General features: G+C 37.3%; 9 protein-coding genes, 5 tRNA genes and 1 other RNA gene. 1 reads left to right on the top strand and 14 read right to left on the bottom strand.

Annotation, left to right across the window (positions count from 1 at the left end; translation table 11 throughout):
• Positions 1 to 3: 3 nt before the first annotated feature.
• From SAZ04_RS03410 to SAZ04_RS03355, 12 genes are all read right to left on the bottom strand, one after another.
• The gene (locus SAZ04_RS03410) at positions 4 to 2,784 is read right to left on the bottom strand and encodes a 1,4-alpha-glucan branching protein domain-containing protein (protein WP_332691041.1); all 2,781 of its coding nucleotides are present in this window, start codon (positions 2,782 to 2,784) and stop codon (positions 4 to 6) included.
• 11 nt (positions 2,785 to 2,795) lie between these two features.
• Positions 2,796 to 3,434, bottom strand: coding sequence for a DUF4912 domain-containing protein (locus tag SAZ04_RS03405; protein WP_332691038.1), 639 nt, complete (start codon positions 3,432 to 3,434; stop codon positions 2,796 to 2,798).
• A 510-nt stretch (positions 3,435 to 3,944) separates the two neighbouring features.
• Entirely contained in the window at positions 3,945 to 6,044 is a 2,100-nt protein-coding gene (locus SAZ04_RS03400) for a peptidoglycan D,D-transpeptidase FtsI family protein (RefSeq protein WP_332691035.1), read from the bottom strand.
• Positions 6,045 to 6,122: 78 nt separating this feature from the next.
• A non-coding RNA gene (ssrS, locus tag SAZ04_RS03395) (6S RNA) lies at positions 6,123 to 6,303 on the bottom strand.
• Positions 6,304 to 6,407: 104 nt separating this feature from the next.
• Positions 6,408 to 7,706, bottom strand: coding sequence for an MFS transporter (locus SAZ04_RS03390; RefSeq protein ID WP_332691032.1), 1,299 nt, complete (start codon positions 7,704 to 7,706; stop codon positions 6,408 to 6,410).
• A gap of 121 nt (positions 7,707 to 7,827) precedes the next feature.
• Positions 7,828 to 8,436 (bottom strand): superoxide dismutase, encoded by a 609-nt coding sequence (locus SAZ04_RS03385; protein WP_332691029.1) that lies wholly within the window; start codon positions 8,434 to 8,436, stop codon positions 7,828 to 7,830.
• A 376-nt stretch (positions 8,437 to 8,812) separates the two neighbouring features.
• A tRNA-Ser gene (locus SAZ04_RS03380) sits at positions 8,813 to 8,905 on the bottom strand.
• A 23-nt stretch (positions 8,906 to 8,928) separates the two neighbouring features.
• Positions 8,929 to 9,005, bottom strand: a tRNA-Ile gene (locus SAZ04_RS03375).
• 4 nt (positions 9,006 to 9,009) lie between these two features.
• Positions 9,010 to 9,085: transfer RNA gene (locus SAZ04_RS03370), tRNA-His, on the bottom strand.
• Positions 9,086 to 9,113: 28 nt separating this feature from the next.
• Positions 9,114 to 9,187: transfer RNA gene (locus SAZ04_RS03365), tRNA-Met, on the bottom strand.
• 6 nt (positions 9,188 to 9,193) lie between these two features.
• Positions 9,194 to 9,268, bottom strand: a tRNA-Asn gene (locus SAZ04_RS03360).
• Positions 9,269 to 9,489: 221 nt separating this feature from the next.
• On the bottom strand, positions 9,490 to 11,115 hold the full coding sequence (locus tag SAZ04_RS03355) for a Na/Pi cotransporter family protein (protein WP_332691026.1): 1,626 nt from the start codon (positions 11,113 to 11,115) through the stop codon (positions 9,490 to 9,492).
• 363 nt (positions 11,116 to 11,478) lie between these two features.
• On the opposite strand from SAZ04_RS03355, the gene SAZ04_RS03350 reads away from it, so the two are divergent.
• Complete coding sequence (locus SAZ04_RS03350; protein WP_332691023.1) at positions 11,479 to 12,249, top strand: DUF1189 domain-containing protein; 771 nt, start codon at positions 11,479 to 11,481, stop codon at positions 12,247 to 12,249.
• Between the two features lie 33 nt (positions 12,250 to 12,282).
• On the opposite strand, the gene SAZ04_RS03345 is transcribed toward SAZ04_RS03350, so the two are convergent.
• Together SAZ04_RS03345 and SAZ04_RS03340 are read right to left on the bottom strand one after the other, a co-directional pair.
• Positions 12,283 to 12,930, bottom strand: a complete 648-nt coding sequence (locus SAZ04_RS03345; RefSeq protein WP_332691020.1) for an NfeD family protein — start codon at positions 12,928 to 12,930, stop codon at positions 12,283 to 12,285.
• 129 nt (positions 12,931 to 13,059) lie between these two features.
• Positions 13,060 to 13,941: a DUF1002 domain-containing protein gene (locus SAZ04_RS03340; RefSeq protein ID WP_431308950.1), complete on the bottom strand. Its 882-nt coding sequence runs from the start codon at positions 13,939 to 13,941 to the stop codon at positions 13,060 to 13,062.
• Positions 13,942 to 13,984 lie beyond the last annotated feature (43 nt).

Genomic DNA, 13,984 nt, shown 5'->3' with positions numbered 1-13,984 from the left:
TCATTAGATAGTTAGCTCTAGTTCTCCTTCTAAACAATGGTCAATTTCTTTTTCAGTCTGATTTGCAATTGTCTCCCAATCAAAACGTGTTTTCACGTCTTGAAGCCCTTGCGTTGCCAGAGATTCTCTTACAATTGGGTGATTGTATAAATAAAGTACTTGTGTTACTAGACTCTGCTCATCTCCCGGGTAAAATTTTACTCCATTTTCATTATGTCGAATAATTCCCGCTAAGCCACCTGTATCAGACACCATTGTTGCTTTACCTGCGGCTAAGCCTTCAAGTGCAACAATCCCAAATGGCTCGTAAAGGCTCGGGAAAATTGTTGCATCACAACGGTTGAACCATTCATTTCTTTCTTCATCGCTAACAAAACCAAGAAATGTTACATATGATTCTAATTGTCTTTCATAAACTTGATGTCTGAATTCATCAAGCATTGGCCCTTTTCCAGCAATGACAAAACGGATATTTACATTTCTTTCCTTCAACATCGCTGCAGCATTTATAACAGTTTGATACCCTTTTTCTCGTACAATTCTGCCAACCGAGAATACAGTAAACGTATCATTTGCAGTTATATTCGTAGCAGTAATGCTTGTATATGGTTGTAATAGGTCAGGATCGACGCCATTGGGAATTACAGATAGTTTCTCATCTGGTAATGAGAAGATTGACTGAATTTCCTCCTTCATATAGTCACTACACACAATTACTCGATCTGCCTCGTACGATAATTCCCATTCCTTTTGATTGATTTCATATTGTAATTCACTATGAATTCCATTATTACGTCCGTGCTCAGTTGCATGAATTGTTGCTAAGAGAGGAATTTGTAATGACTGTTTTAGTCCTTTTGCCGCAACTCCAACTAGCCAATCATGAGCATGGATAATATCAAATTGTTGCTTCCTTGCAAGATTCTTAACATAGCGGATCATAGCAACATTTAAACTACCAACCCAATCAAAAAATTGCTCTGCTTCAGGTTGCAACCCTTTAATACGATGCACATGTACACCTTGGTTAATCTCGTAATCAGGGTAACCAGCAACATAAGAAGTCACGACATGAACATCATGTCCAGCTGTTACCATTGCTCTTGATAAATCATAAACATGTCGAGATAAGCCTCCCACCATCATTGGAGGGAACTCCCAGCTAAGCATTAAAATTGACCGCTTTTTCTCTGTATCCACCTCTTCTTTTGATTGAACATATGCATCGTGAGGAGAATAGAATATGCGCTCGTCAACATCTTGTAAAAACGGAAAACTTTCTTCCACTGAAGTTATCCAGTCATCTTGAATAGTTTCATTTAATAGCTTTCCTTTAATCGCATCAAATCGACTCAAGTGGAGGGAGAAGCGCTCATCCGCATATTGAACAGCACTCTGACCATCCATTATGAAAGCCCAGTCACTACTTACTGCCAACATCCATTCACGGACCATCTGTTTTAAATATCTTTTTTCCAAATTAGTAGGTTTCGAATAGAATGCCGCGATCGCTGCTAAATCGGTTTCCATTCTGTGATGATGACGATAGAGATGTTGATTGGTTTCATTAACCCATACATGTCCATATCCTTCACGCCCCCATGTAGAGAAAGATACATGAGCGGTATCGAGATCTTGATAATGACGATCAATGTAGGCTTCCGGTGTTATAAATTGAATTCGGTTCTGCCCCTTCTTTAACACTTGTCCGATCCATTCTGGGCCTTCAAACCACCAATGCCCAAACAACTCTGCATCAAATGGTGTTACCATCAGATATGGAGGAAAACACTGATCCCCATGTTCATTAATTTGCTCTTCAATGGAGTATACAAAGTTATCCGCATGTGCATGAATCTTACCTTCAGCCCATTCTCGAACATAAATATCCTTATCTTCTACTTGACCTGTAATTCGCTTGTGTTTAATTCCTGTATCTATGCGTACCTCCTCGTGAACATAAGGTTTGATATATTCCCAATCACGTTCATAGGCAATATCACGATAAAATTCACGATAATCAACATCACCAGGGTAGCCAAGAGTAGAACTCCATACCTTACTTGAAAGGTCCGTGTGTCTCGGAAAAAGAATAAGCCCATGCGGAGAATAGATCGGAGAACCGCTGCCTTTTGAAGGAGTTGGGTCTGCATTCTTAAGAGCGTGTTCATCAACAAAAGAATAAACAATTCCTTCCTCAACAAGAATTCGATCAATACCTGGAGCAAAAGCACATTCTGGAAGCCAAAATCCTTTAGGTTTCGAACCAAAGTGTTGTTCAAAGCAGCGAATTGCTTCAACAACTTGAGAACGGATGGCCGCTTTTGTTTTTACATATGGCAAAAATGCATGTGTCGCTGAACTTGTAATACATCTAATAATTCTCTTTTCAAATAATTCACGATATCCAATTAGAATATTTTTATTTAAATCAAGAAATTTTTTCTTAATTTTCTGATAACGCTCCATGTAGAAGGAGACTAGATCAAGCTCTTTCTGTGAAACCGCGTTTTCTTCTTCCTTTTGAAGTAACTCTTCTGTCTTAATAATATAATCTAGATATCGCTCCTGAATGACTGGATCAGAAAGCATTTCCATTACTGGTGGTGAAAATGAAATCGTTAATGCTTCAGATATGTTTACGTCATCTAGCTCCCATAACAATGGAATATATGATTCTGTCATAGCCTCAAATAACCAACGCTCCTCTAGTCGCCCTTCTTCCTTGTGACGAACATAGGGAAGATGAGCATGGAGTACAAGTGAATAATAACCTTCTTTCAAAACAATTCCCCCTATTTTACCTTCTCATAATATGAATAAGTACTAAAATGCTCAAGCCATCTTGGTTCGCTTGCACTTCCCTCTTTCCATTCATTTACAGCATCAACATGTAATCCTTTCGATGCTTCATCTGAACGTGGAGTATCAATTGCATTGGAACGAATTAGTGAAAGAAATGAGCCTTGTCTTGTCCGAATTCCCAAATCAACTATGTATGTTCTGTTCGGTTCTAGATTTTGAATCATCCAATTATTCGTCATTTCCGGTAAAGAAATGTCGAAGTAACGATGTTCATTGTGTCCATTAAAATCTATCATTGTGCAGTCATATACTCGTAACTGTTTGTGAAGATCATGCCAAGGCAAACGACATTGATGCTCTGTAATTTGTCGTAAAGATGTACTGATTTCCCAATATGCATAGACCACCTTAGGACTTTGCGAAAGCAATGTAACTTCATCTCTTTCATAACTGTCAGGTACAATTTGTTCAAAGTGATAGTCATTTTCTTTATTTTCCTCATGCTGTTGTTTGTGTTTTTGATAGCGATATTGTACTTTTCCCACTGTTGTATTTAGCTCCTTTGCAATTTTACGGAACGAATAGCCCTGTTCACGTAAGTTTAGAATTTGTTCGATCAACTTCTTCACCTCCAATCCAATAACAATACTTTCAATTTATAGCAAATTCAAAATATGAATTTCTATATGAAGTAAGTCTTGATTGTATGTCTTTTTTTTTTCTTATATTCATCATACAGGTCTCATTTCAAACGAACAAGAAGGTGAATTTGTCTTAATTTGTCACACCTGCGTGTGACACCGTTTTCCTAAACCAAATAAATTATTCGCCTTTTTTCGCCAATATTTTTTGTCGCTTTAAGTTAGTCATTTTATGTCGAATGAAAGATAATGATATCGAAATTACATTCATTAGGTGGAGGGTGTCGAATAAAGGGTGTTTACATAGTTTTTTCGGCATCATTTTATTATCGAAATTGAACAACAAAGTCAACATATATACTAATAAATCTACGAATTAAATCATAGTTTTTCCTAATTAGCGGAAACCTAAGAAACAACTTTTACTCACAAAAAAGGCCTTACTCGAAATAATATCGAGTAAAGTCCTCTTTTGTATATATCGCTACAGGAATATTTCTAATCATTATCTGGTTGTTCAAGTATTGGTCGGTCTGCTTTCGTTGGACCTATGCGAACTTCTTTCATTTCAAAAAAAGTATCTAATGCCTGACTAGCAATTTCCTGTGCCATCCCTAATCTTCCACCGTTTCTTTCTAGCTTAACATTTGGCACAACGATTGCAAAAGCAATTTCCGGGTTGTTGTATGGTGCATATCCAACTAATGTCTGAGTGTTTCCATTAATAATTCTACGGCTATCTCCCTCACCAACAACAACACTTACCTGTGCTGTCCCTGTCTTCCCAGCAGGTTGGTACGATTTATTAGCAAAACGACTACTCGCAGTTCCGCTAGTCATAACATTTCGCAGGCCTTGTTGAACACGCGAAATATACTCATCACTCATATCTATTCGATTTAACACATTCGGTTCAAACTTTTGAACAATCGCACCTTGACCTTCTGGACTCGATACCGGTTCACGAATTTCAGTTACGAAACGAGGCTGCATTCTCACTCCATCATTTGCAATTGTTGAAATATACTGAGCTAATTGAAGGGTAGTATACGTATCATATTGTCCAATCATGATGTCAAGTAAATTTCCATATATTGACGTACCACCGGTTAAACCAGACGAGCTTGATGGTAGATCTATTCCAGTATCAGATCCCAAACCGAACTGACTGAAGTAATACCTAATTTCATTATAAGCACGTTCAACCGAATTACTTGTCCAATTACAATTATTAGGATAGTTACAACCTGCCATTCGCATTGCAATCTCAAACATATAAACATTTGACGAAACTTCAAGTGCTTGCAAATCATTTACCCACCCATAATTTCTAACTGACTTCTTTTCTGGTGTTGACGGCAAACGAATTGGGCGATCATTAAAGCTATTACCAGGATACGTTATTCCAGTTTGAAAACCAGTTAACACAGATGCAGCTTTAACAGAAGACCCCATTTCAAATGATTTCGTTACATTCCCAATATGATCTGCATTATTATTCGAATTTCCACCAACAGGATCATTAAAGCCAGCCATCGATAATATATCGCCAGTTCGAGGATCCATAAGAACAGCATAAGCAGAACGATCCAAGATAAAAGAATTGCCTGCTTTTTTCATCTCTTCATCAATTATTTCTTCTAGACGTTGTTGCAACTCCATATCCAAACTTAATACAAGATCATTTCCACGCTGTCCAAGACGCTCGTTAATAGAACTTTCTACATTCTGTCCTCCACTTGAGTGTGTAATACTTTCCACAATTGCTTTTTGACCACGTAATACATCCTCATATTGTAACTCTAGAAAACTAATCCCTACGAAGTCAGAACGATCGTATCCTCTCGACAAATAATAATTTACTTTTTCTTTTGGAATTGAACCAGTTGATCCAAATAAACTTCGAAAGGAATCACCGTACACATAATTCCGACGAGAATCTCGTAAAATATCAACACCTGGAAGTCGATACAAGTTTTCACTCAAAAGATGAGCTTCTTCTTCAGTAATGCCTCGTTTGATTCGTTGCGGAGTGTTTGCGTATCCTTTAGACATTTCGCGGTAAATTGCAAGTATACGTAAATCTTCTTCTGATAACCCCTCAATTGCTTCATCTGGAATACGCTCAACTTCTAACTGATATTCACCCGACGTGTTATCTAACTCTTTTCTTTCTTCACGACTTACAAGCTCATACCGTTCATCTTCAGTCATCCTCATTAAAAGGTAATCCCGTTTGTCACGTTCTGTAATTCGGTCTGTTTCAACATCAATTACCTTCTCCAAATCACGCGCAATCGTAAGCATTGAATCAGCACTCGTTGTTCTCGATGAATTTGTGTATATAACTGATAATTCAAGCTCGTTATCTACAACGACATTTCCAAGTCGATCATACATAAGTCCACGTGGTGCATCTATTCGCGCTGTCGTATTACTCGTTCTCTCTAGTTCCTTAACAAATTCCTGTCCCTCAACAATTTGAACAATCCCTAAACGAAGAATAAGCGCCGAAAACAAAATAAATACAGCAAAGAAAAGAACATTCAAACGAACTGAGACATGTTGTTTTTTCTTTAGCTTGGTTGATTTCCCCACCTGTTTGTTCCTCCTATAAATTTTCTCTAAACAATAGAATAGACACCTACAAAAAGGTGTCTAGAAATGTCCTCATAGTCGTAACCCGCGTGTGCCGTTGCTTCAGTTGTTTCATGAACCTACTCTCGTAGGTGGGTGTTCGCAGAACCTCATTCAGCGTCCAGAACGTGCTGGCATGCTGGCAGATCTTCAATATAAAACTCCCTTAAAAAAATCAAGGTTCGAAACAAGGAGAAGCTAACTAACACGGCAGGTAACTGTTATTATTGATTTTATTATAGCATACACGCTAGTAAAGTCAAAAGGGAAACAGAACCATTATGAGGTAGCTAAAAAGGGAAAAACGCCTTTTTTCACTAACTCTTAAACCGTTGTTCCTCCTGAGGAATCTCCATCTCCTCCTTTTTGTCTGGCAAAACTGTAACCTTCCCCACCTTCATCTTTCTTAAATTGGACATGCCGTACAAAGAAATAAATAAGAGTGTGACCTGCCCCTAGTACAAGGAGAAGAATAGGGATTCCTTTTTCTTCTGAGAAAAATGTCACCGTTGCTAAAAAGGCAAGTACAGAAACAATTCGACCTGAATTTACAAATAATTCTCGAACAACAATATATTCTACCCTCATTTCGGCAGCCTTCCATCCTTTTCCTATAACATCAAATGTAAGGGAGACATACGGTACAAGTAGCATCGGATAAGCTATTGAGACAACTACACCGTACATAATTAATTTAGTGAAAGTTAAATCCCCTATTACTATAATAAAAATAGCTGAGTAAAGGATCATTCCACCGAATAAGATTAGTTTCTTTCTAAACGTCGGCTTAATGATACGGGTAACAATATAATAAGTAACAAATTGCACCGCCGAAGCTACTAAGCCATATGTACCAATGGCAAGTTCACTCCCTGTTGCAATATATACCCAAACCACTATCACAAAGACAAAAGTTCCTTCTCGTAAGCCTTGAAAGAAATGGGCACGTAATATTTGCCGCCAGTTTGAATTTTTCTTACGCTCCTTAAGTATTCTTTTAAAATAAAATTGTCCTTCGGCTGAACGTCTCTGTAACAAAAAACTAGTTAAGACAGCTGCAACGAAGAGAGAAAGCGAAATGGTAAAAATAACTGTATACCCCGTGAATTTTTCCATTCTTGTAATAATAAAACCAGCCAAAATAGGTCCGATCATCCCAGCAAACGATGTTAAAAGCCCAAGAAATCCATTAAAAAAATCTCTTGTTTCAGGTTCAGTAATCTCAAATGTCAAAACATTAAAGGCTAGCCAGTAGAAACCAATGCCCATCCCTATTAACGCACCCAACAGCAAAAGATATTGATTCGCCTGATCTCCTAGAAAAAGAACTGTTAAAAAAAAAGCTGCAAGTGTAATAACCCCGGCCCTTAATACAATAACGCGATCAATTTTTTTCGCTATTTTCCCTGCTACTATAAACGCTAGTGGTTGCATGACAACCGAACCTAAATTATAGAGAGCAATATCAACAAACTCCCCCGATTGTTTCCATAAATAAACATTTACAAATGTATTAGACAAAGCAAAACTTAACGCATAGAGCCCTCCTATTACGAGCAAAAGAGTTAAGTCTCTTGTCACCTCTATATCACCAATAACTTTCTTTAGCAATAACTTATTCACCGACTCCACCACCCTTACAAGTAGTGTGTCACCTCAAAAAGCGGTTATACACAAAAAGCCCTTAAGGCGATTTTTCCTTAAGGACTTTTTGTAACCTAATTATAACACTTAAGTTCTTTTCTTATTTAGCTTCGTTGAAACGCTTTGAAACTTCATCCCAATTTACTACATTCCAGAATGCATTAATATAATCAGGACGGCGATTTTGATAATTTAAGTAATATGCATGCTCCCATACATCTAGTCCAAGGATAGGCGTTTTCCCTTCCATAAGAGGAGTATCTTGGTTTGGAGTACTTGTTACAGCAAGCTTTCCTCCATCAACAATTAACCAAGCCCAACCAGAACCAAACCGATTAGCACCTGCATTTGCAAATTCTTCTTTAAATGCTTCAAGGCTACCAAACGTTGAGTTGATTGCATCAGCAAGTTCTCCTGTCGGTGCTCCCCCACCATTCGGGCTAAGGATTTGCCAGAAGAACAAGTGGTTTGCATGACCTCCACCGTTATTACGAACTGCTCCACGAATGCTTTCAGGAACAGCATCTAAATTAGAAACTAATTCTTCAATGCTTTTGCCTACAAGATCTTCATGACCTTCAAGTGCTGCGTTTAACTTTGTGATGTAAGTATTGTGATGTTTTCCATGATGAATGTTCATTGTCGCCTCATCAATATGAGGTTCTAGTGCGTTAGCTGCATAAGGTAATTGTGGTAATTCGTAAGCCATTATAATTCCTCCTCAAAGTAAGTAACAAAATAGTGTGGAGTCGAAACTCCACAAGTGGACTTTAGCAACATTTTTGTTTCATAAGTCTTCCAATAATTACATTACCAAAACTTGAACATTCTTGCAATGATTATGCTCACTATTTTCAGTAAAGTAGACAAATTTACTCTACCCTAATTTCACGAAAAGTAAACTTCATTAAAAGATTTGCTATGTACAAAATAAAATGGACTAAGTGTGTATTTTCGTCAAGACATCCATCAGCTCCTGCCACTTTATTCGCTTTCGACAAAAAACTATATTTTGTAACAAATGTTTTGTAAAATAGCAAAAAAGGATCTGCATATATGCAGATCCTTATAGTTATTCATAGTAATGGAGGAGGAAGAGGGATTCGAACCCCCGCGCGGTTTGACCCGCCTGTCGGTTTTCAAGACCGATCCCTTCAGCCGGACTTGGGTATTCCTCCGTGTTTCAAATATGTATATAAGTTGGTGGACCCTGTAGGACTCGAACCTACGACCGATCGGTTATGAGCCGACTGCTCTGACCAACTGAGCTAAGGGTCCTCTATGGGGCGACTGATGGGAATTGAACCCACGAATGTCGGAATCACAATCCGATGCGTTAACCACTTCGCCACAATCGCCACAAGAAATCTATTTATGTTACAGGAATAGCGGCGGAGGGAGTCGAACCCACGACCTCACGGGTATGAACCGTACGCTCTAGCCAGCTGAGCTACACCGCCATAATATGGCTCCACAGGTAGGACTCGAACCTACGACCGATCGGTTAACAGCCGATAGCTCTACCACTGAGCTACTGTGGAATATCTTTTAAAGACAAGGATTATAATATCATGCTATTCAGTGAACGTCAACACCTTTTTTCTTCCCCAAAAAAATAAAGAGCAAATTGACTGCTCATACTGATCTAATTTACCATACATTACTATAGATTAACAAGCATTTCATTAAAGATACGAGTTTTTGTAAAGGGTATCTCAAAAGGTCGATTTTAAGCCTTTTGAGTACCTTCATTCATTTAGAATTAACGCTCTTCTCCAATCACTGCTTCGGCAATATTTACAGAGTGATCGCCAATCCGTTCTAAGTTACTTACAATATCAACAAAAACAATACCAGCTGAACCAGAACATTTTCCTTCGTTCACACGATGAATATGTTGTTTTCTAAGCTTTCGTTCCATTTTGTCAATCTTCTCTTCCTTCTCTAGAACAGAACGAGCCATCTCTCCGTCTATTAAATCCAATGATTGAATTGCTTCCTTCAGTGTAGAAAGAGTCAATTCAGACATTTCACGTAAGTCTTCAAGTGCTTTATCTGAAATATGAACTTTATTTGCTTTTTGATAATCTTTTAATTCAACAATATTTTCAATGTGATCACCAATTCGCTCAATATCTCGAACGGTATCCATCAACATTGAGTGCATTTTTGAATCATGAGCAGATAAGGATCTTGATGAAATTTGAATTAAATAATCAGTAATCTTACGGTCTAGATTATTAATAGCCTCTTCAAATTGAATAGACATTTCAGCATGTCTCTTTTGACCGTTTTCTAAGTACTGACTCACCTCATAAAGACCTCTTTCTGAAAATTCAGCCATTCTAAGAACTTCTTGTTTAGCTTGCCCAAGAGCTATAGCTGGTGAGCTACCAATAAACCTAGGGTCTAGATGCTTCGCTTTATATTCTATACTATATTCTTCCCCCGGAACTAGCTTCGTTACGATAATAGCTAATAACGCAACAAAAGGCAATTGAATCAATGTGTTAGATACATTAAATATCCCATGCGCAAAAGCAATTGTCATTGGACGATTAAGACCTATTTCGATTGCTAAATAACTAATAAAGTTAAAGAAAAGCGGATAGATCATTAAGACTATAACAGTACCAATCAAATTAAAAATTACATGTGTTAATGCAGCTCTTTTGGCCGCAACAGAAGCTCCGATTGCAGCTAAAATCGCTGTAATCGTCGTTCCAATATTATCTCCAAATAAAACTGGTAGTGCTGAATCTAATCCCATTGCTCCTTGTTCATAGAGCTGTTGCAATAAGCCAATTGAAGCACTTGAACTTTGTACAGAAACAGTAAAAATCGTCCCAATTACAACACCTAGTAATGGGTTTTCACTCATACTTACCGTCAATTCAGCAAATGATTCTAACTCCCGCAGTGGTTTGAGACCGGTCCCCATTAACTCCAGACCATAAAATAGTGCACCAAAACCAAAAATCACTTGTCCATAATTGTTAACTTTTTTAGCCTTTATGAAGAAAATTAACGCAGCGCCTACTGCAATAATCGGTAAGGCATAAGCAGATATTTTAATCCCAATAATAAAAGCTGTAACCGTCGTTCCAATATTTGCGCCCATAATAACGCCAATTGCTTGTTTTAATGTCATAAAACCGGCATTAACAAGTCCAATTGTTAAAACCGTTGTACCTGTGCTTGTTTGTAAAAGAACTGTAACAACAACTCCAGCAAAAACACCCATAATTGGATTAGTTGTAAATTTATCAAGAACGTCGCGTAATCCCTCTCCTGCAACTTTTTGCAACCCATCCCCCATATACTTAATACCAAACAGGAAAATACCTAGTCCACCGAAAAACATGAACAAGAGCGTTTGTAAATCCACAAATCCTCATCCCTTCATTTCATAAGTCAAAGTAATCATCAAACTTTCGACAAACATCAACATGAACACCCTGTCTATTATTAAGCATTGTCGAACCATTTGTAAACAAAAAAAGTTTAAAAGTTCACACGTTGTTTCGATGTTGTTCAAAATAAAATTATTTATTACCTTTAAGATAAAAGAATAACAATGCCGTCTCAAGTCGTATAAGAAATGCTATCACCTTAAGTATTCTATGTATGGCTTATTGTTATTGCTGCATACGTGCTACATTTCTGTGCTTTGACACTTTTGTTTAAAAATATACGTAATACTTATAGCAATTCTACTCTCTATTCGTTAAAATAACGAGGAGTGAAAGAGGTGATTATCCTGAGCTATTGGGCCTGGTTTCGTAAAAGCTTCTACAGTAAAAAAGTGATTGCATATAGTCGGTTTCGCCCCATTACATCAACAATTGGGTATGTACTCTTTATCATATTTATTTCTAGCACTCCATATTTTGTCACATTATACTCAACAGCTATATCAGGCGTAGAACAATTTGACAACATTTTACAAAATGACATACCAAACTTTCAAATTAGAGAGGGAGCTCTCTATTGGGAAAGTGAAGAACCTTTTTATACCGAAGTTGCTGGAGAAGGATTCTTCCTAATCGATTCCTCCAATACATATACAGAGCAGAAACTGCAACAATTGCACGATGGCATTGCCCTACAACAACATGAATTTTTATTTATAGCTGATGGTAACAGTCAATCAATTCCATACACACTTCTTGGGTTACAAGAATTTTCGAAAGACGATCTATCTAAGCGCATAAGTGATTTACAAGGATTTTTGCCAATTTTATTACTTATCATCATCAGTCTGCTCTTCGTTGCACTTGCTGGTCTAGCCTTTCTTGGTGTGTCACTATTAGCTCTTGTTGCTTTATTATTTAAAGGCACACGCAATTTGGAATATCGTCATTTATGGTTAATTACTGCCCATGCAATAACACTTCCTGTTATTCTGCTCTTTTGGGTCGATGTTTTAATTTATCCTATTCCGTTTAGTGCATTCATAGCATCCACCTTTCTATTCGTTGTAATTTCGATAAAATCCATTCCGGTCCCTAGAAAAAAATGATAATAAAAAAGAAAAGCGAGTAACTAATCACCGTTACTCGCTTTTTTGGCTATCTTTTAATGATTTAATAAGAATTCTCGTTCCATCTACTGACGTAACGATGATATCAGTGTTAGCTTCAATCCAATGACTTCCACTAGTTGCGCTATATTGTTCTCCTGCGATTTCAACTGTACCAGTCGGCCGAAAAGAGCTAACCGTTCTCCCTTGTTTCCCTATTAGTTCATGATATTGTTCATTAATTGAGTTGTATCCTAAGTCACTTGTTAGCTTATCTTTCAGCGTCATTTTTGCCCATAAATTTCGTGATGGAAACACTTTTAAAAATAGTGCTGAACTAAAGCCGCCAACAATAAAACCCATAGAAACTAGAGTACCATAAATAAAAGTTGGGGCTGGAACTGCTAGACCAATGATCATTAAAACTACGCCTAACAAAGCAACCGTACCATCAGTTATAACTTTTCCATCAACTATAATTAATACTAAGCCGACAATGTATAAGAGCACTACCCATAATCCGGTATCTCCTGTAAGGTGATACGAAAAGTACATGGCCATTATAGCAATCCCTAATATAGCAAAGAGTCCTTTAGCTCTAACAAGTAATTCTCCAATTAAAAATAGTGTGCCTAAAAACACAACAATGAACCCAACACTTGGTAAATCCAACCATTCCATTTCCCGTCCCTCCTTACTAATCGTATACGAATCATAACATGGATGCGTTTCACTTTCTTCCGAAAAATAAGAAAATACCAAAAACCAATCTTCTCTTATTTTTTGGAAGAGAGGAAAACCTCTCTCTTATTATGAACTAAATATCCCACGAAGAGAATCTATCAGACGGTTAATTAAATCAAGAAAGTTTCTAATAAAACCTTGTGTATCTTCTCGATTTAAAAATTCATCTAAGTTATCACGAACTTTGGAAATTTGGTCTTGAACTTGATTCCAATCAATATTAAGATCTTTCATTCTCATAAATAAAGATACAAGTCCATTTAACTCTTCATCTGTTAACGTAATGCCAAGCTCAGAAGCAACTCGTTGAATTAATTCCCTTAAATCATCTTCTGTTTCAACTGGATTGTTTGCAATCTCTTCTTTAATTCGGTTCATTAATTCAGTTGCTTCTTCGACTCCAATTGAATCACTTAATTCTCCTGTACGAACTAACTCTTCATTAGCAATTTGCTTTTGTTCTTCTGGAATTTCAATTTCTGCTGCAATCTCATATGCTTTAATTAAACCCGTTAACGCAGCGGTACCTGATACTGCGATAGGTGCTGTTACATAAATATCCGCATCTTCCACCCCAGCCGTAATTAATGCGTTAGCATACATGTCATCTGAAACCCAATTAATATTATTGGATTCAACCGATAAGCCTTCCCCCTCTTCTCTAAGAGTTATTTTTGATGAAGACAAAGCATTCGTTCCTATCCGTGATGCACTAATATAATTTCCAAGGTACTGATGTTCTTCCTCATTTGTGACAGTTATAATTGTATCCTCTTGTGTTGCCCCCATCTCAGACAATAGAGCTTGCTTTTGTGATTCTGATAAATCTTCACCAAGAGTGATAATTTCATCTCCAGGAACTGCATCAGCTGACACGAACAATGGAGATACAAGCACAAAAATAAGTGTAAGTGCAAGTAACCTTTTCCATACCGATTTCATATTCATATTCATATTCATCTTCTCCTTTTATTACGAGGGTGTCTAAATC

The sequence above is a fragment of the Halalkalibacter lacteus genome (assembly GCF_036663595.1).
GTDB classification, from domain to species: Bacteria; Bacillota; Bacilli; order Bacillales; family Bacillaceae_D; genus Halalkalibacter; species Halalkalibacter lacteus.
This window is presented reverse-complemented; position numbering and strand designations above follow the sequence as displayed.

Excerpts from the sequence above, each read along its gene's own strand:
- SAZ04_RS03340 (WP_431308950.1), bottom strand. The coding sequence starts at position 13,941 with ATGAATATGAAATCGGTATGGAAAAGGTTACTTGCACTTACACTTATT.
- SAZ04_RS03345 (WP_332691020.1), bottom strand. The coding sequence starts at position 12,930 with ATGGAATGGTTGGATTTACCAAGTGTTGGGTTCATTGTTGTGTTTTTA.
- SAZ04_RS03385 (WP_332691029.1), bottom strand. The coding sequence starts at position 8,436 with ATGGCTTACGAATTACCACAATTACCTTATGCAGCTAACGCACTAGAA.